18 protein-coding genes and 1 pseudogene are annotated in these 16,286 nt (G+C 42.9%); 12 read left to right on the top strand and 7 right to left on the bottom strand.

From position 1 onward, the window contains the following. Positions 1-8 precede the first annotated feature (8 nt). The 3 genes from ntdC (at position 9) to QF06_RS04185 (ending at position 3,215) form a co-directional block, all read left to right on the top strand. Positions 9-1,061: a glucose-6-phosphate 3-dehydrogenase NdtC gene (gene ntdC / locus QF06_RS04200; RefSeq protein WP_041851014.1), complete on the top strand. Its 1,053-nt coding sequence runs from the start codon at positions 9-11 to the stop codon at positions 1,059-1,061. Positions 1,062-1,132: 71 nt separating this feature from the next. After that, complete coding sequence (gene glcP, locus QF06_RS04195; RefSeq protein ID WP_041851015.1) at positions 1,133-2,353, top strand: glucose/mannose transporter GlcP; 1,221 nt, start codon at positions 1,133-1,135, stop codon at positions 2,351-2,353. Positions 2,354-3,017: 664 nt separating this feature from the next. Further along, positions 3,018-3,215, top strand: coding sequence for a hypothetical protein (locus tag QF06_RS04185; RefSeq protein ID WP_014479377.1), 198 nt, complete (start codon positions 3,018-3,020; stop codon positions 3,213-3,215). A gap of 26 nt (positions 3,216-3,241) precedes the next feature. Here QF06_RS04185 and QF06_RS04180 read toward each other — a convergent pair whose 3' ends face one another. The 4 genes from QF06_RS04180 to QF06_RS04165 all read right to left on the bottom strand — a co-directional run bounded on the left by QF06_RS04180 (position 3,242) and on the right by QF06_RS04165 (position 6,653). After that, positions 3,242-3,769 (bottom strand): MarR family transcriptional regulator, encoded by a 528-nt coding sequence (locus tag QF06_RS04180; RefSeq protein ID WP_041851017.1) that lies wholly within the window; start codon positions 3,767-3,769, stop codon positions 3,242-3,244. Positions 3,770-3,845: 76 nt separating this feature from the next. Then, positions 3,846-5,342 (bottom strand): monooxygenase, encoded by a 1,497-nt coding sequence (locus tag QF06_RS04175; protein ID WP_082044604.1) that lies wholly within the window; start codon positions 5,340-5,342, stop codon positions 3,846-3,848. A 179-nt stretch (positions 5,343-5,521) separates the two neighbouring features. Then, entirely contained in the window at positions 5,522-6,028 is a 507-nt protein-coding gene (lepB, locus tag QF06_RS04170) for a signal peptidase I (protein WP_003233128.1), read from the bottom strand. A gap of 1 nt (position 6,029) precedes the next feature. Beyond that, positions 6,030-6,653, bottom strand: a complete 624-nt coding sequence (locus QF06_RS04165; protein ID WP_010886465.1) for a TVP38/TMEM64 family protein — start codon at positions 6,651-6,653, stop codon at positions 6,030-6,032. A 151-nt stretch (positions 6,654-6,804) separates the two neighbouring features. Here QF06_RS04165 and QF06_RS04160 point away from each other — a divergent pair, with 151 nt between their 5' ends. The 3 genes from QF06_RS04160 to QF06_RS04150 all read left to right on the top strand — a co-directional run bounded on the left by QF06_RS04160 (position 6,805) and on the right by QF06_RS04150 (position 9,041). Continuing rightward, on the top strand, positions 6,805-7,176 hold the full coding sequence (locus QF06_RS04160; RefSeq protein ID WP_014476361.1) for a YhjD family protein: 372 nt from the start codon (positions 6,805-6,807) through the stop codon (positions 7,174-7,176). 198 nt (positions 7,177-7,374) lie between these two features. Beyond that, positions 7,375-7,575, top strand: a complete 201-nt coding sequence (locus QF06_RS04155) for a DUF3311 domain-containing protein (RefSeq protein ID WP_003224377.1) — start codon at positions 7,375-7,377, stop codon at positions 7,573-7,575. Next, the gene (locus QF06_RS04150) at positions 7,572-9,041 is read left to right on the top strand and encodes a sodium:solute symporter family protein (protein ID WP_029317574.1); all 1,470 of its coding nucleotides are present in this window, start codon (positions 7,572-7,574) and stop codon (positions 9,039-9,041) included. Before QF06_RS04155 ends, QF06_RS04150 begins: the two co-directional genes overlap by 4 nt. A gap of 43 nt (positions 9,042-9,084) precedes the next feature. On the opposite strand, the gene QF06_RS04145 is transcribed toward QF06_RS04150, so the two are convergent. Continuing rightward, entirely contained in the window at positions 9,085-9,354 is a 270-nt protein-coding gene (locus QF06_RS04145) for an excalibur calcium-binding domain-containing protein (protein WP_038829151.1), read from the bottom strand. A gap of 216 nt (positions 9,355-9,570) precedes the next feature. Here QF06_RS04145 and QF06_RS04140 point away from each other — a divergent pair, with 216 nt between their 5' ends. Next, positions 9,571-10,470 (top strand): SDR family oxidoreductase, encoded by a 900-nt coding sequence (locus QF06_RS04140; protein WP_041851019.1) that lies wholly within the window; start codon positions 9,571-9,573, stop codon positions 10,468-10,470. A gap of 46 nt (positions 10,471-10,516) precedes the next feature. Here the strand turns inward: QF06_RS04140 and comK are convergent, their stop codons facing one another. Then, positions 10,517-11,095 carry a competence transcription factor ComK gene (gene comK / locus QF06_RS04135; protein ID WP_029317573.1) on the bottom strand — a complete coding sequence of 193 codons (579 nt, stop codon included), beginning with the start codon at positions 11,093-11,095 and terminating at the stop codon, positions 10,517-10,519. 292 nt (positions 11,096-11,387) lie between these two features. On the opposite strand from comK, the gene QF06_RS04130 reads away from it, so the two are divergent. Then, positions 11,388-11,621, top strand: a complete 234-nt coding sequence (locus QF06_RS04130) for an IDEAL domain-containing protein (RefSeq protein WP_003233142.1) — start codon at positions 11,388-11,390, stop codon at positions 11,619-11,621. A gap of 27 nt (positions 11,622-11,648) precedes the next feature. Here QF06_RS04130 and QF06_RS04125 read toward each other — a convergent pair whose 3' ends face one another. Continuing rightward, complete coding sequence (locus QF06_RS04125; protein ID WP_021479616.1) at positions 11,649-12,506, bottom strand: SDR family oxidoreductase; 858 nt, start codon at positions 12,504-12,506, stop codon at positions 11,649-11,651. A gap of 111 nt (positions 12,507-12,617) precedes the next feature. On the opposite strand from QF06_RS04125, the gene QF06_RS04120 reads away from it, so the two are divergent. From QF06_RS04120 to QF06_RS04110, 4 genes and pseudogenes are all read left to right on the top strand, one after another. After that, the gene (locus QF06_RS04120; RefSeq protein WP_041851020.1) at positions 12,618-14,147 is read left to right on the top strand and encodes an FAD-dependent oxidoreductase; all 1,530 of its coding nucleotides are present in this window, start codon (positions 12,618-12,620) and stop codon (positions 14,145-14,147) included. A gap of 54 nt (positions 14,148-14,201) precedes the next feature. Next, positions 14,202-14,780: pseudogene (locus tag QF06_RS22330) on the top strand (protoglobin domain-containing protein); the annotation flags it as partial. 288 nt (positions 14,781-15,068) lie between these two features. After that, positions 15,069-15,584, top strand: coding sequence for a methyl-accepting chemotaxis protein (locus tag QF06_RS22325; RefSeq protein ID WP_326255844.1), 516 nt, complete (start codon positions 15,069-15,071; stop codon positions 15,582-15,584). 135 nt (positions 15,585-15,719) lie between these two features. Beyond that, positions 15,720-16,280 carry a biotin transporter BioY gene (locus tag QF06_RS04110; protein WP_003233151.1) on the top strand — a complete coding sequence of 187 codons (561 nt, stop codon included), beginning with the start codon at positions 15,720-15,722 and terminating at the stop codon, positions 16,278-16,280. Positions 16,281-16,286 lie beyond the last annotated feature (6 nt).

Raw genomic sequence — 16,286 nt, 5'->3', positions numbered from 1 at the left:
AAATTAAAATGAAGAAGATCGGCATCATAGGTGCAGGTGGTATTGCAAGAGCGCATGCAACTGCTTTATCTACAATAAAAAATGCAGAGTTAGTAGGGGTATATGACATAAATCAACAAAATGCAGAAAGCTTTGTGAAAACTTTCGGCGGGAAGTCATTTGAAAACGCAGATGAACTAATTGATGCCTCAGAAGGTTTAATTGTAGCATCACCAAACTTTTGCCATAAAGAACATGCTTTGCAAGCATTAGGAAAACATAAGCATGTATTGTGTGAAAAGCCTATGGCTATTTCTCTTGAAGAAGCAAGCATAATGAAAGATACTGCTGAAAGGTTGAGCGTAAGAGCCAGTATGGGATTTAATTATAGATATTTATCTTACGTAAATATCTTAAAAAGCTTAATTATCAATAATGAACTAGGTAACATCCTGTCCATAAAAGTACACTTCAAGAAAAATAGTGCACTTAGGCGCAAGAAGTTTACTTGGAGAGATGACGCTAACAGTAAGAAGACGAGTGGTTCATTGGGGGATCTGGGTATTCACCTTATCGACATGGTATGGTATTTGTTTGAGAGTGATTTCATCACAGAATCAGTAAGGGCAAAGATGAACACAAATGTAAAAACAAAAGAGGATAAACAGGTACTAGTAGATGACTATGCAGAAATTTATGGCCAGCTGAAGAACAAGGTATTTGTAAATATCATCACATCAAAATGTTCTGTACCTGAAGACTGTGGTTTTAGCATTGAGGTAGTTGGACACAAAAAAGAGTTTAAATACCACACAGGTAATCCTCACGTTTACAAGCTCATAGATGGCTTGAACGTGGTAGACTGCCCAGTACCGCAAAGCCTATTAAACGATCCGCCAAACGAGTTTTATGGATGGGCTGATTCTTTTAGAAGCGAGTTAATCAATTGGATTGCATCAACTCAGAATGATTGGGTTGAGATCCCTACTTTTAGTGATGGTTTTAGATCTCAGGAAGTGTTAGAAATGTTCTTTGAGAAAGACAGCAACTCTCAACCAATGTCTGTTTCAGCAGTCAACTAGTATTTCAAAGAGAGAAGTTACTAAAAAAGCAGGAATTTACTTTCCTGCTTTTTCATATAGGGGTGTAATGAATGTTAAGAGGGACATATTTATTCGGATATGCTTTCTTTTTTACAGTAGGTATTATCCATATATCAACAGGGAGTTTGACACCATTTCTATTAGAGGCTTTTAACAAGACAACAGATGATATTTCGGTCATAATCTTCTTTCAGTTTACCGGATTTCTAAGCGGAGTATTAATCGCACCGTTAATGATTAAGAAATACAGTCATTTTAGGACACTTACTTTAGCTTTGACAATAATGCTTGTAGCGTTAAGTATCTTTTTTCTAACTAAGGATTGGTATTATATTGTTGTAATGGCTTTTCTCTTAGGATATGGGGCAGGCACATTAGAAACGACAGTTGGTTCATTTGTTATTGCTAATTTCGAAAGTAATGCAGAAAAAATGAGTAAGCTGGAAGTTCTCTTTGGATTAGGCGCTTTATCTTTCCCATTATTAATTAATTCCTTCATAGATATCAATAACTGGTTTTTACCGTATTACTGTATATTCACCTTTTTATTCGTCCTATTCGTAGGGTGGTTAATTTTCTTGTCCAAGAACCGAAAGTACGCTAAGAATGCTAACCAACAAGTGACCTTTCCAGACGGAGGAGCATTTCAATACTTTATAGGAGATAGAAAAAAATCAAAGCAATTAGGCTTTTTTGTATTTTTTGCTTTCCTATATGCTGGAATCGAAACAAATTTTGCCAACTTTTTACCTTCAATCATGATAAACCAAGACAATGAACAAATTAGTCTTATAAGTGTCTCCTTTTTCTGGGTAGGGATCATCCTAGGAAGAATATTGATTGGTTTCGTAAGTAGAAGGCTTGATTTTTCCAAATACCTCCTTTTTAGCTGTAGTTGTTTAATTGTTTTGTTGATTGCCTTCTCTTATATAAGTAACCCATTACTTCAATTGAGTGGTACATTTTTGATTGGCCTAAGTATAGCGGGGATATTTCCCATTGCTTTAACACTAGCATCAATCATTATTCAGAAGTACGTTGACGAAGTTACAAGTTTATTTATTGCCTCGGCAAGTTTCGGAGGAGCGATCATCTCTTTCTTAATTGGATGGAGTTTAAATCAGGATACGATCTTATTAACCATGGGAATATTTACAACTATGGCGGTCATTCTAGTAGGTATTTCTGTAAAGATTAGGAGAACTAAAACAGAAGACCCTATTTCACTTGAAAACAAAGCATCAAAAACACGTGTAAATGAAAGATACTAATAGACATATCGTAAGTAAGAAGAGGACTTAATGTCTTCTTTTTACTTTTCAAATAAAAATAAAACAAATGAATGAATTGAGGTGAATACATGTACAAATTTATATATATAGAAGATACATTGAGTGAAAAAGATCAGTGCTTCCAATTATTAGAAAGTAAAATCGCTAGTTACTTGGGTATTCTAGAGATCTCTGACCAATTTCAGAATAGGTTGATTCATAACGAATTGTTGGATGGTACGGCATCTCTGCAGAAGATATTGGCAAGTTAACAACAGACTTAGCTGAGAAATGACAGGGTCTATTAAGTGGGGGTACGAAAATTCTTATGCGTGAAAATGAAACAAGTATTACATTTGTTGATTCTATGGGAGTATTAGCCGAAATAGAAAGCGAGACATTCCTCCCAAGAGGAAATAAAAGGACTAAATAGGTGGCTTGCTACAGAAGGTCTTTCCTTGTTTATATGGAGAAAACAGTGTTTTAGCAAGGGAGATAGTAGATGATAGAAGTGGGCAGAGCTATCAGAAAACATATCTGTAAAAAAATAATTCTAAAATTCCCTCGAAATATTTTGAGAGCATCAAAAGCCAAAGAGCAAATTTTGAGATGAACCGAAGATGCATGTAAACTAAAGGGAAATCCTAAAATTAATAGGGGCGATATGATGAAAAAGATTATTAAAGGAAGTTTGCTGCGCGACAATCCCGAGAAGGCAATGCACTTATATTATGGAATATGTTTAGGAATCTGGCTGATTTATAATTTGGTGACATCCGGCTCCCCTGGACTGCCCCTTATGATTTTAGTCGGAGGAAATCTGATTTACGTTACAATCTTGAAAAAGAAAGAAGAAACGTGAAAAACACGCACCGCAGTGCGTGTTTTTTATTTAAAAATGCTCGGGAGACCCCCTTCAATTTCTTCTGACGACGGATACCATTTTGTCACCAGATCCCGAAACAGCCGTTCCGCAAAAAGAATCTCTTCCTCGGTATAGCGGTCAAAAAATGACAGAAAACGCTGTTCAGCCTTCTGATGATAATATTTGTGCAAACTGTGCAGCTTTTTTCCAGCAGGCGTCAATCGGAAGTAGACCTCCTTTTTATTATCGCTAAGCTGTGTTCTGTGAAGGAAGCCTGCGCCGAGCAATCTTGTGCTGATGCGTGATACAGTCGCTTTTGTCGTATTCATTTTTTCTGCTATCGACGTGACATTAATTGGTTCATTGTCCCCGACACAGGATAGAACATGAATTTCTGTCATCGTCAATTGAGATTTACTCCCGTGCTCTACATCCAGCTTCCTCAATTCGTCAGATAAAAAGGCTTTAATAAGCCCCTCCCATTTCTCCTGTTGATGAATGAGCTCCGCATACAATTCAAAAAGATTGCGTTTCGTATGATCTGTGTTCATCGGGTTTTCCATCCTTTTTCATTCGATTGTTTCTTCTATCATACCGTTTTGTTACAGATGAAACAATCGAATTGAATTATACTCGGCTGGTGACGGAAAACCAGCGGCTGATCCCTTTTTGAATCACCTCGGAACAATCGGGCGCTGATGCATCCACCGCCCAGGCTACATGTCCATCGGGACGAATCAATATGGTATGCACATCCCGCAACTTTTCATTCGGTTCTGCAAGCGAGGCGGTTACCATACGTAAGCCTTTCACTTCGATATGATCATCAGCTTCCTGCCTCAATGACAGCAAAACGAATGTCCCGTTTTGGAGAAAGCTGTACAGCCGTTCCGAATTGCCGTCGGAAAGAATCAGCTTCATGTCAGGGAGCCTTGCCCCGTTCAAACGATTCGGCGGCATGGTACGATCAGCTTCATATCTGACATCGAGTGCAGAAATTTGCCCTGCTACATATCGATTCACATCAGGGAAGGCCAGCAGCTCCGACATCATGCTTCGCAAATGGAGGCCTGCTTGAGTGAAATCGATCAGCTTTGTCTGTGCCTCCGTGTTTCTGAGGAGCCCTTCAGCTGCCGGGTGCCGCTCGTCATGGTAGCTGTCCAAAAGCCATGAAGGCGCAGAGCCTTTGATGGACGCCGCCAGTTTCCACCCAAGGTTCATTGCATCCTGAAGGCCGACATTCAGCCCTTGCCCGCCCGCTGGAAAATGAATATGCGCGGCATCACCCGCAAGAAAGATTCTGCCGTCCCGATACCGTTTCGCTTGGCGCGCGGCATTCCCGAACCGCGACATCCACGAAGGGTCGGTTAAACCAAAGTCAGTTCCGCAAATTCGCAGGAGATCAGCTCTCAGCTCTTCCTCAGTCACAGGCACATCTTTCGGCATTTGTGTGCGATAAGGACTGATCACAACGACACGGTATCGGTCTGAAGATAACGGAACAATCATAACACCGCCCTCTTTTGTGCAAAGGGACAGCACGCCTGACGGCGGCGGAGAAAGGAGCACCACATCCCCAAGCGCAGCGGTGACAGTGCTGTCTGTTCCCGGAAACTCAATTTTTGCCTGTTTCCGGACGGTACTTCCGGCGCCATCTGCACCAACGGCAAACTTGCTTGTGATCGTCCGTACACTGCCGTCCCGATCCTTAAAAATTGTTTGGACCGCTTCCCCGTTTTGCGTAACCGACAGCGCCTCTGCACCCCGAAACACCTCTGTTCCCAGCCTTCGTGCATGATCTTCAAGCAGCTTTTCTGTTTTGGACTGCGGGAGCAAAAGCGTGTAAGGACAGCTCGTATCCAAGCCTGAAAAATCCAGACGGGTATCCAGCATTGAAAAATGTCCGGAAGGTATCTTGCTTCCCTTGGATACGAACCGCTCTAAAATCCCTCTCATCTCAAGGAGCTCCAGCGTTCGGGGATGCAACGTCAATGCCTTGGAATGCGGAACAGGTTTTTCAAGCCGTTCAATCACACATGTTCCCACTCCGGCCATCGCAAGCTCAGAAGCCAGCATAAATCCAACCGGTCCTCCTCCTATAATCACTGCTTCATATTTCATCATTCACCACTCCTTTTGTTTCATGAAAAACGAACAAAAACCAATAAAAACGGCCCTCCAATCAAAAAATATATAAATTTTGTTACACAGGTAACAATTTTGATTATAGCTCCTTGCAAATTTTTCTTCAACACATTTTTCCAAACGGCATACAAAAAGACGCCTCTTCCATTAGCGTCTTTTTATTCGGCATCAGAAATCACACCGACAATATTTTTTTCTCTTATCGGACCAAAATGCCGGCTGTCGAAGCTGTATATGCGATTATCTCCAACGACAAAATATTTTCCTTTCGGCACCTTGCTTGTTCCCGTCACATCTTTCAAAGAAAAATCACCCGTTACATGGCTGCCGGCAGAAACAGATTTCAAATGCTTCAAAAATGGCTCAGCAACCTGCTTTCCGTTCACATACAGCTGATCATCTTTATATTTGATCGTTTCACCGGGCAAGCCGATTACCCGTTTAATCAGCACTTTATGATCAGGGCCTTTAAAAAGGACGATGTCAAAACGATGGATGGTTTTAAATCGATGCGAAAATTTATTGACCAACAATTCGTTTCCTTCCTGGAAGGTCGGGTTCATACTGACGCCTTCTACCTTGTAATCAATAAAGACAGCATTTTTAACCTGAATGGCGAGAACAACGGACACTACACCGGCAAGAAACCAAAACCGTTTTTTCATGTTACTGTCTCCCTCCATCATGCTCACGCTGACTGGCTCTTACATGCAGATACCGCTCCACCTTTTTGCCGACATACCATAAGACAGTGATCACCAATACGGCGATGACCGTTCGAATCGGCTGTGTAATCAGCGCGTGCAGATCATATCCGATGAAGCTGATCATAAAAATCATGACAAGCTTCCCCGAGGCTGCCGCCAAAATAAACGGCCGCGTTCCGATCCTTGACAAACCGGCAACAACATTCACCGCGGCTGACGGTGTAAATGGAAAACAAAGCAGAAGAAACATGGGACCGAAGCCGTGTCTTTCCACCCATAACATCAGCTTTCTTACAGACGGATGACTGCGGATAAATCCAAGCAATTTTCTCTGTCCGTATTGACGGACAATCAAAAAGACGAGAATGGAACCAGCAGTTGATCCCGCCCAAGACAGGATGAATCCTTCCCACAAGCCAAACGAGTTCGTATTCGCCACCACAAACACGATCAGCGGCAAAAACGGGAGAAATGCTTCAATTAAAGGCAGCAGCACAGCTATGAGCGGACCGAAAGCCCTATAGCTTTGAAATAATTCAGTTAAATGTTCTTGTGTCAAATAGGATAAAAAATGCTCCAACATTTATACTCCTTACCGGGTTTGTCTATCCTTATTCTACACATTATCAGCAGAAAACTAAAAAGTTTTGGTGATTTTTTCTGTCTTGAAACATTTCACCAGCCGATATAGAATACAAATAGAACAAACGTTCCTTTAGAAAGAAGGAGTCAATATGCCAAATCTGCAGGAGGAAATATACGATTTAATTGAACGGGCTCTCTTTTTGCCCATGGCCATTACGATTTTTAACCGTGATCTCGCCGGAATTGAAGAAAGCACATTAAAATTGAAGCATCCTTATAAACAGCTTATCAGCGAATCATTAAAAATAGCACAAAAGGATTTGATGGAGGTCAGAAAAGAACTGAGGAAAAGAAAAATTGCAATCCGCGAGACGGAACGCGATGAAGCCTTTACGCTCTATACATTTGTCATCGACGGTTATGAAGAAAACCATCGCTATTTTAATCCGCGAATCCGTGAGCAGGTCAGCGAATTATTAACATACTATCTATTTGCCCCGGACAGACTCCGAGCCTTTTGAATCATACTGCCCGTTCCCTCTTCGGGCGATTCAGATCATTATTTTCAGACAATTCACACTATACAAACAAAATAAATTTATTTATAATTCGAACCACAGCCTTTCACCCTAAAAAGTGACATGTGCTGCCATATCTGCGACATCATTTTCAGTACGCTTGGGCTTGTACACCCCAATCCTAAATAGAAGGAGGATTCTATGAAACTGATTCACGTTCTTGCCGCTTTGCCCTTTATCGGAATCTTACTCGGCATCCCTTTTGCAAATAAGGTGACCCCCTATGTGTTCGGCATGCCGTTTATTCTTGCCTATATTGTGATGTGGGCTCTTTTGACCTCTGCGCTGATGGCGATTGTGTATGTCCTCGACAAGGAAAATAAAAAGGAGGAAGCAGAATGAATGCAGCTCTCATCATCATTTTCGGTGTCCTGCTCTTGAGTATTTTTCTCGGTATACGCGCCCAAAAAGGAAAAGACATGAACCTGGAGCAGTGGACGGTCGGAGGGCGCGGCTTCGGAACTGTTTTCGTCTTCCTTTTGATGGCAGGCGAAATTTATACTACTTTTACGTTTCTCGGCGGCAGCGGCTGGGCCTACGGAAAAGGCGGTCCAGCCTTTTATATCATCGCCTACGGATGTCTGGCCTACATCCTTTCTTACTGGCTTCTTCCAGCAGTTTGGACGTACGCGAAACAGCATAAACTGATGTCGCAGTCTGATTTTTTCACAAAAAAATACAACAGTCCGCTGCTTGGCATTCTCGTTTCACTGGTCGGCATCGCCGCACTCATTCCCTATCTTGTACTGCAGCTGAAAGGCCTCGGGCTGATTGTATCGGAAACCTCGTACGGCAAAATCACCCCGACCGCCGCCATCTGGATCGGCGCTGTTTCCATCACGGTTTATGTTATGGTTTCAGGCATTCACGGGTCTGCCTGGATATCGGTTGTGAAGGACATCATGATTCTGGTTGTCGTTCTGTTTTTAGGTGTGTATTTGCCAATTCATTACTACGGCGGATTTCAAGACATGTTTCAGCAGATTGAAACGGCAAAGCCTGGCTTTCTTACGCTACCCGAATCGGGACAAAGTGTGGCCTGGTTCAGTTCAACCGTACTCTTGACAGCGCTCGGGTTTTACATGTGGCCTCACACGTTTTCCGCTTCGTATTCAGCCGAAAACCCAAAAGTGTTTCGTAAAAACGCCATCATCATGCCTTTGTACCAGCTGGTCCTGCTCTTCGTCCTTTTCGTCGGCTTCGCGGCTATCCTGCAAGTTCCAGATCTGAAAGGCGCAGACGGGGATCTATCGCTTTTGAAACTGTCTCTGCAAGCATTTGACCCTTGGTTTGTCGGAATTATCGGTGCTGCCGGACTGCTGACAGCACTTGTGCCAGGGTCTATGATCTTAATGTCCGCCTCCACGCTGTTTGCAAAAAATGTGTACAAGGTAATTGCGCCCCGCACGACAGAACAACAGGTATCGGCTCTTGCTAAGTTTTTAGTGCCGGTGATTGCGTTGATTTCGGTGTATTTTACCTTCAAAGGCGGGAATACCATCGTTACGTTGCTTTTGATGGGCTACAGCCTTGTCACACAGCTATTCCCCGCCCTTTTGTTCAGCCTGTTCAAGCATAATATGGTGACAAAGCAAGGAGCCTTCGCCGGCATTATTGCAGGTGTCGGAGCAGTTACTTATATTACAATGACGGAAACGACGATCGGCACTTTATTTCCGGCTCTGCCGCAAGCCGCAAAAGACTTGAATGTAGGCATCGTTGCCCTGCTTTTGAATATCTCGGTCATGATGGCAGTCAGCCTTATGACAAGGAAGGCGAAAAGCGCTGCGGCCGATCAGGCGGCTTAAGCAATAGAAAAAGCAATCTGGACACCAGATTGCTTTTTCTTATTTACCGTTCACAGGCGATAAGATCTTTATCGCGGTCTTTCTTTTTATTGGCATCGTAAAGCGCCTTAGAAACGTAAGGCTTGTACTTTGTTTTTCCGCCTTTGTTTTTCGCCTTCGAAGTGCGAGCCACTCCGCCTTTGTATACTTTGTTTAACTCCTTGCAGTTCTTATAGACCTTCACCTTTGTTTTGGCTTCCGCCACATGGTCAGCTCCGTATGAAAAACCGAAAACGAGACCGAGTGACAGCAAAACCGCGGCCGCTTTTTTCATGACGATTCACTCCCCCAACACCCAATATTTAGTTGATTTATAGCTCGAATTTATCATAATTCATATAGTCTTATTTGACAAGATAAATATGGAAGAAGTCTTTGTTTTTTCTTGTTTTCTTTTTCCTTCACTATTCAAACTGCCAAAACATGTTTTTCTGCTTATGCTCAGGGGTACACATACGAATGTACACCAAACAGAAAAGGAGCGTTGATGATGTCTGATTCAAATCTTACGAATCCTATAAAAGCATTTTTTCATGATGAATTTCCTGAACAATATCAAGAGCCGCCAGGCCTGCAAAAGAACATGAAGCCTGTCCCTGATTGCGGAGAAAAAAGCTACAAAGGATCAGGTAAACTAACGGGTCGAAAAGCGCTTGTCACGGGCGGCGATTCCGGTATCGGCCGCGCTGCCGCGATTGCTTACGCCAGAGAAGGTGCCGATGTGGCCATTAACTACTTGCCCGAGGAACAGCCAGATGCTGAAGAGGTAAAAGAGCTGATTGAAGCAGAAGGCCGAAAAGCAGTGCTGATCCCCGGAGATTTGAGCGACGAATCCTTTTGCCAAGATCTAGTCAAACAGTCGCATCACAAACTCGGCGGACTTGATGTGCTAGCGCTCGTTGCAGGCAAACAGCAAGCGGTCGAAAACATCGAAGATCTGCCTACTGAACAAATCTATAAAACATTTGAAGTGAACGTCTTTTCCCTTTACTGGGTTGTAAAAGCGGCGCTTCCGTATTTGCCGGAGGGAGCTTCAATTATCACAACTACCTCAGTTGAAGGCTATAATCCAAGCCCGATGTTGTTAGATTACGCAGCAACAAAAAACGCCATTATCGGCTTTACCGTTGGACTGGGAAAACAGCTTGCTTCCAAAGGCATCAGAGTAAATTCAGTTGCACCCGGACCAATTTGGACACCGCTGCAAATTTCCGGCGGACAGCCGACGGAAAACATCCCGAAATTCGGACAAGGCACGCCGCCAGCTCCATTAAATCGCGCTGGTCAGCCAGTGGAATTGGCCGATGTTTATGTATTTCTAGCTTCAGAGAATTCAAGCTATGTGACATCTCAGGTATATGGCATCACCGGAGGAATTCCGACGGCATAGCTTTATGAAAGGAGCTGCCCTGTTCGGTCAGCTCCTTCCTATTTTTCTAATACCGTTCTCCGAGCTCACGCAAAATAAAATCATAAATCATCTTCGTCCGCTCTTCTTTCGGGTACAGCATAAATTCCTGTCTTTTCGGCACGCGGTGGTCGATTCTGTCTTGGAATTTGGTTCTGAGCCACGCTGTTCGGTATACCTGGTTCTCGAACGAATTATAAGAGATCGGCAGCTCCATCGTTTTCCCATTCGAAAACGTCACTTCCGTATCGTCGAATTCAGTCGCTTTGAATTCTTTTACATGCACATGGGAAATCCAGCCGCATTGGGGTCTTGTCGAAGAAAGTGTAGGGAATAAAAAGATTTGGTTCGAAGGGTCCACCATGATCGGCGGCTTGTGTGAAATTTTTGTCACTTCATAAGTTCCTGCTTTTCTTCCCGCATAGCTTGATCCAAAAAATCGGCAGCTTCTGTCGACAATTTGCAGCGGCTTCATGTTGACATAAAACACGCAATCTTTTTCAATAATTCTGGAACAGATTTTGCCGTCTATTTCTTCTGGCAGCACGGCAATTGTTGCGCCGTTCACTTCATACGATTCTAAAGGTGCGTCTGTTTTCTGACTCATATTATGGCCTCCATCCTTTTTCTGCAAAATTTATACTAATAATCTATCATCTGTTTTTGTAAAACGACAGGTTTTTTTAACATTTAAGATAAAATCATCTTTTAATGATATTTACTGGTACTAAATGACTAGTAATAAACCGATTTTACTTTCATAAGATTTGCCGGTTTACGGCATTTTGCAGGATATGTCGATAGATTGCCAAGTATTAGTTGTCTAAAAATTATAAAAATTTATTGATTTTTTCGACCGTTATCCATATACTATAAAAAAGGCATTGGGGGGATTCTTTATGAAAGAGAAAAAATCGTACACTGAGCTCATGAAGTCCCGCAACACGCAAAAAACAAAAGAATTCGATGTCACAATGACGGATATTTACATTCAAATGGTGCTCGATGAATCCTTGTATAACCGTCGGCTTGCCATGCTGACGGACCAAATTAACAAAGCCTTGGACGAAAAAGATAAAGATGCGTTTCTTACGCTCTCTAAAGAATATGCAGCGCTCAAGCAGAGCGAATAAGCCAATCCTTCAAGGATTGGCTTTTTATTATCCGTTCACAATTGTTCCGCCATTGACGTGAATCGTCTGCCCTGTGACGTATGTGGAATCGTCGCTGGCAAGGTATAGATAGCTTGGCGCCACTTCGACCGGCTGTCCCGGGCGTTCCATCGGCACGTCTGAACCAAACACTTCCACGTCTTTTGCGGCAAAGCTGGCCGGGATAAGCGGTGTCCAAATGGGACCCGGTGCCACTGCATTGACCCGTATGCCCTGCTGAACAAGCGACTGGGAAAGGGACCTTGTAAACGTAACGATCGCGCCTTTTGTCGCTGAATAATCGATCAGCGTTTTATTGCCTTTATAGGCGGTAATTGAAGCGGTATTAATAATAGAGCTCCCTTTTTTTAAATGAGGCAGCACTGCCTTTGTTAAGTAAAACATGGAAAAAATGTTTGTTTGGAAGGTTCTCATCAGCTGGTGGCTGGTGATTTTTTCAATGCTTGGCTGGACATGCTGCTCAGCTGCATTGTTAACCAATATATCAATGGATGGAAACACTTGGCTTGCCTGCCCGACCACATCATTGCAAAACGCTTCATCCCCGACATCTCCTGCAATCAGCAGGCATTTTACCCCTTCCTTTTCTACATACTGCTTTGTTTCCTCGGCGTCCTGATGTTCATTCAAATACACAATGACCACATTAGCCCCTTCTTTTGCGAATAACACCGAGACAGCGCGTCCAATCCCGCTGTCTCCTCCAGTAATAATAGCGGTTTTGCCCTCTAATTTTTTCGCTTTCTTCGGCTTATCAAAAACCGGACGCGGGTCCATCAGATATTCAAAACCAGGCTGCTGGTTCTGGTGCTGAGGCGGTAATGTTTTCTTTTTTTGATTCGCCAATGAAATCACTCCTTTTCAACCTTATTATGTTATGAACAATGCCTGCTTCCTATGTATGAAAAGATAGAATATGGAAAAATTAAGAATAAATCTGATTGGAGGGATAACGGCTTGGCTAATCAACATTTTGCAAAGGAAGCACCTGAAACATACTGGAAAACATCAACTGACCTGCCTTCTTTTCCTGCGCTTCAAGAGGACACTGAATGTGACGTCACCATTATCGGAGGCGGGATTACGGGAATCACAACGGCATATGAACTTACGAAGAGAGGCTTCCGTGTCGTTTTGATTGAAGCAAATCAGGTTCTTAACGGAACCACTGCGCATACAACTGCTAAAGTTACCGCACAGCATGACATGATATACGACGAATTTATCCGCAATTTCGGATTAAACCATGCGAGGCTTTATTATGAAGCAAACCAAAACGCAATTGATTACATAAAAGGCATTGTGGATGAACATCAAATTGATTGTGAATGGATCGAGCAAGACGCATATCTTTATACGGCAAATGAAAAAAATGTTCAAAAAATCCGCACCGAGCATGAGGCATACACAAAGCTGGGAATTGAAAGAGACCTTATCAAGGATCTTCCAATTCCCTTAGGTTCTAAGCTGGCGCTTGTCATGAAGAATCAAGCTCAATTTCATCCGCTTCAATACTTAAAAGCGCTTCTGGAGCAAATTGTTCAAAAAGGCGGCCGAATTTATGAAGAGACCGTTGCGCTTGATATCAAAAAAGGCGAAAGGCCCGAAGTGGTAACAAAAAGCCGGCACGCCATTAAGAGCCGCTTTATCATATGCTGTTCCCACTTCCCTTTTTATGACGGAGGCGGATTATATGCTGCGAGAATGTACTCCGACAGATCTTATGTCCTTGCCATCAAGCCGAAGATCGAGTATCCCGAGGGCATGTATTTGAGTATCGATCAGCCGTCAGTGGCGCTCCGCTATACGGTTGTAAACGGTGAAAAGCTGATTCTCTTCAGCGGAGTAAGCCATAAAACAGGCCAGGGAAAAGCCATGTCTACACATTATGAAACACTGAGACAACTGGCCGAAAGCTCCATCGGCATCGAAAGCATTCCATATTATTGGTCCACACAAGATCTAGTGACGATCGACAAAATCCCGTTTATCGGGCCGATGTCGGAAAATGAGGACAATATTCTAGTAGCGACCGGGTTCAAAAAATGGGGCATGACGTCCTCAGCAGTCGCAGCCACTCTATTGTCAGACCTTGTAGAGAAAAAAGACAATCCATACGAAAGCATTTTCACTCCGTCCCGTTTCCATCTGAATCCCGGGTTGCAGAAAGTGATTTCCTACAATGCCGATGTCGCCAAGCATTTGATTAAAGGAAAGCTTGAAAAGCCTGATGTCCAATTTGAAGACATTTCGCCAGGAGAAGGGAAAGCCGTCACCATAAACGGCAGGCGAGCGGGAGCATTTCGGGATGAGACAGGCTGCCTCCATCTCGTTGATACGACTTGTACCCATTTAGGCTGCGAGGTCGAGTGGAACGACAGTGAGCATACGTGGGATTGTCCGTGCCACGGGTCACGCTTTAAGCCATCTGGCGAAGTTGTAGAGGGTCCGGCCATTAAACCATTAAAACAAATAGATCTCGATTAAACCGTTCATTTTAATGAACGGTTTTTCAAATATTTTTCATCTTCAGCTTCATTCATGTTTCCCTTGGCCGATAAAAAAGAAAAAGGCTTAAAAAGCCAAAAAGTAAAAATTATATTTTTCCCAAGGGGGATCATTGTATTGTTATTTAAAAAAGACAGAAAACAAGAAACAGCTTACTTTTCAGATTCAAACGGACAGCAAAAAAACCGCATTCAGCTCACAAACAAACATGCAGATGTCAAAAAACAGCTCAAAATGGTCAGGTTGGGAGATGCTGAGCTTTACGTGTTAGAGCAGCTTCAGCCACTCATTCAAGAAAATATCGTAAATATCGTTGATGCGTTTTATAAAAACCTTGACCATGAAAGCTCATTGATGGATATCATTAATGATCACAGTTCAGTTGACCGCTTAAAACAAACGTTAAAACGGCATATTCAGGAAATGTTTGCAGGCGTTATCGATGATGAATTTATTGAAAAGCGTAACCGAATCGCCTCCATCCATTTAAGAATCGGCCTTTTGCCAAAATGGTATATGGGTGCGTTTCAAGAGCTTCTTTTGTCAATGATTGACATTTATGAAGCATCCATTACAAATCAGCAAGAACTGCTAAAAGCCATTAAAGCAACAACAAAAATCTTGAACTTAGAACAGCAGCTTGTCCTTGAAGCGTTTCAAAGCGAGTATAACCAGACCCGTGATGAACAAGAAGAAAAGAAAAACCTTCTTCATCAGAAAATTCAAGAAACCTCTGGATCGATTGCCAATCTGTTTTCAGAAACAAGCAGATCAGTTCAAGAGCTTGTGGACAAATCTGAGGGCATTTCTCAAGCATCCAAAGCCGGCACTGTAACATCCAGCACTGTTGAAGAAAAGTCGATCGGCGGAAAAAAAGAGCTAGAAGTCCAGCAAAAACAGATGAACAAAATTGACACAAGCCTTGTCCAAATCGAAAAAGAAATGGTCAAGCTGGATGAAATCGCGCAGCAAATTGAAAAAATCTTCGGCATCGTCACAGGCATAGCTGAACAAACAAACCTTCTCTCGCTCAATGCATCTATTGAATCCGCCCGCGCCGGAGAACACGGCAAAGGCTTTGCTGTCGTGGCAAATGAAGTGCGGAAGCTTTCTGAGGATACGAAAAAAACCGTCTCTACTGTTTCTGAGCTTGTGAACAATACGAATACACAAATCAACATTGTATCCAAGCATATCAAAGACGTGAATGAGCTAGTCAGCGAAAGTAAAGAAAAAATGACGCAAATTAACCGCTTATTCGATGAAATCGTCCACAGCATGAAAATCAGCAAAGAGCAATCAGGCAAAATCGACGTCGATCTGCAAGCCTTTCTTGGAGGGCTTCAGGAAGTCAGCCGCGCCGTTTCCCATGTGGCCGCTTCCGTTGATTCGCTTGTCATCCTGACAGAAGAATAACCATCAAAAACCGGTCTGCCATACGGCCGGTTTTTTTTGCGTTCATTATGTAAACTTAAATTAAAAATCAGTTGACATAATAATTACCTGCATTTATTGTATAACCATATTTGATTACTGTTTGGAGGATTTCACATGCTGAAATTAATCGACATGATGCATATTGCGATTTTCACCGCGCTGATGGCAGTGCTCGGCTTTATGCCCCCTCTCTTCTTATCCTTTACACCTGTTCCGATTACATTGCAAACGCTTGGTGTCATGTTGGCAGGCAGCATCCTCAGGCCAAAGTCTGCTTTCTTAAGCCAGCTTGTCTTTTTGCTGCTCGTCGCCTTCGGAGCGCCGCTGTTGCCCGGCGGACGAGGCGGTTTTGGTGTGTTTTTCGGACCGAGCGCAGGCTTTTTGATTGCTTATCCCCTCGCTTCATGGCTGATCAGTTTAGCCGCTAACAGGCTGCGGAAGGTGACAGTATTGCGTCTCTTTTTCACTCATATCGTATTCGGCATCATCTTTATTTATCTGCTTGGTATACCGGTACAAGCTTTTATCATGCATATTGATTTGTCACAGGCCGCCTTCATGAGCCTTGCATATGTGCCTGGTGATTTGATAAAAGCGGCTGTATCTGCATTTCTGGCGATAAAAATCACTCAAGCCTTGTCTCTTTCTGATACGATGTTTACAAAAGGAGGATGACACTAC

This window comes from Bacillus sp. YP1 (assembly GCF_000877815.1).
GTDB lineage: Bacteria > Bacillota > Bacilli > Bacillales > Bacillaceae > Bacillus > Bacillus subtilis.
This window is presented reverse-complemented; position numbering and strand designations above follow the sequence as displayed.

Bases quoted from the DNA above. Each gene is read 5' to 3' on its own strand.
- QF06_RS04160 (WP_014476361.1), top strand. From the start codon at position 6,805: ATGCCAAATCTGCAGGAGGAAATATACGATTTAATTGAACGGGCTCTC.
- QF06_RS04180 (WP_041851017.1), bottom strand. From the start codon at position 3,769: ATGAACACAGATCATACGAAACGCAATCTTTTTGAATTGTATGCGGAG.
- QF06_RS22325 (WP_326255844.1), top strand. From the start codon at position 15,069: ATGAACAAAATTGACACAAGCCTTGTCCAAATCGAAAAAGAAATGGTC.
- QF06_RS04165 (WP_010886465.1), bottom strand. From the start codon at position 6,653: ATGTTGGAGCATTTTTTATCCTATTTGACACAAGAACATTTAACTGAA.
- QF06_RS04140 (WP_041851019.1), top strand. From the start codon at position 9,571: ATGTCTGATTCAAATCTTACGAATCCTATAAAAGCATTTTTTCATGAT.
- ntdC (WP_041851014.1), top strand. From the start codon at position 9: ATGAAGAAGATCGGCATCATAGGTGCAGGTGGTATTGCAAGAGCGCAT.
- QF06_RS04145 (WP_038829151.1), bottom strand. From the start codon at position 9,354: ATGAAAAAAGCGGCCGCGGTTTTGCTGTCACTCGGTCTCGTTTTCGGT.
- QF06_RS04150 (WP_029317574.1), top strand. From the start codon at position 7,572: ATGAATGCAGCTCTCATCATCATTTTCGGTGTCCTGCTCTTGAGTATT.
- QF06_RS04175 (WP_082044604.1), bottom strand. From the start codon at position 5,342: ATGATGAAATATGAAGCAGTGATTATAGGAGGAGGACCGGTTGGATTT.
- QF06_RS04185 (WP_014479377.1), top strand. From the start codon at position 3,018: ATGATGAAAAAGATTATTAAAGGAAGTTTGCTGCGCGACAATCCCGAG.
- lepB (WP_003233128.1), bottom strand. From the start codon at position 6,028: ATGAAAAAACGGTTTTGGTTTCTTGCCGGTGTAGTGTCCGTTGTTCTC.
- glcP (WP_041851015.1), top strand. From the start codon at position 1,133: ATGTTAAGAGGGACATATTTATTCGGATATGCTTTCTTTTTTACAGTA.
- QF06_RS04110 (WP_003233151.1), top strand. From the start codon at position 15,720: ATGCTGAAATTAATCGACATGATGCATATTGCGATTTTCACCGCGCTG.
- comK (WP_029317573.1), bottom strand. From the start codon at position 11,095: ATGAGTCAGAAAACAGACGCACCTTTAGAATCGTATGAAGTGAACGGC.
- QF06_RS04155 (WP_003224377.1), top strand. From the start codon at position 7,375: ATGAAACTGATTCACGTTCTTGCCGCTTTGCCCTTTATCGGAATCTTA.
- QF06_RS04130 (WP_003233142.1), top strand. From the start codon at position 11,388: ATGAAAGAGAAAAAATCGTACACTGAGCTCATGAAGTCCCGCAACACG.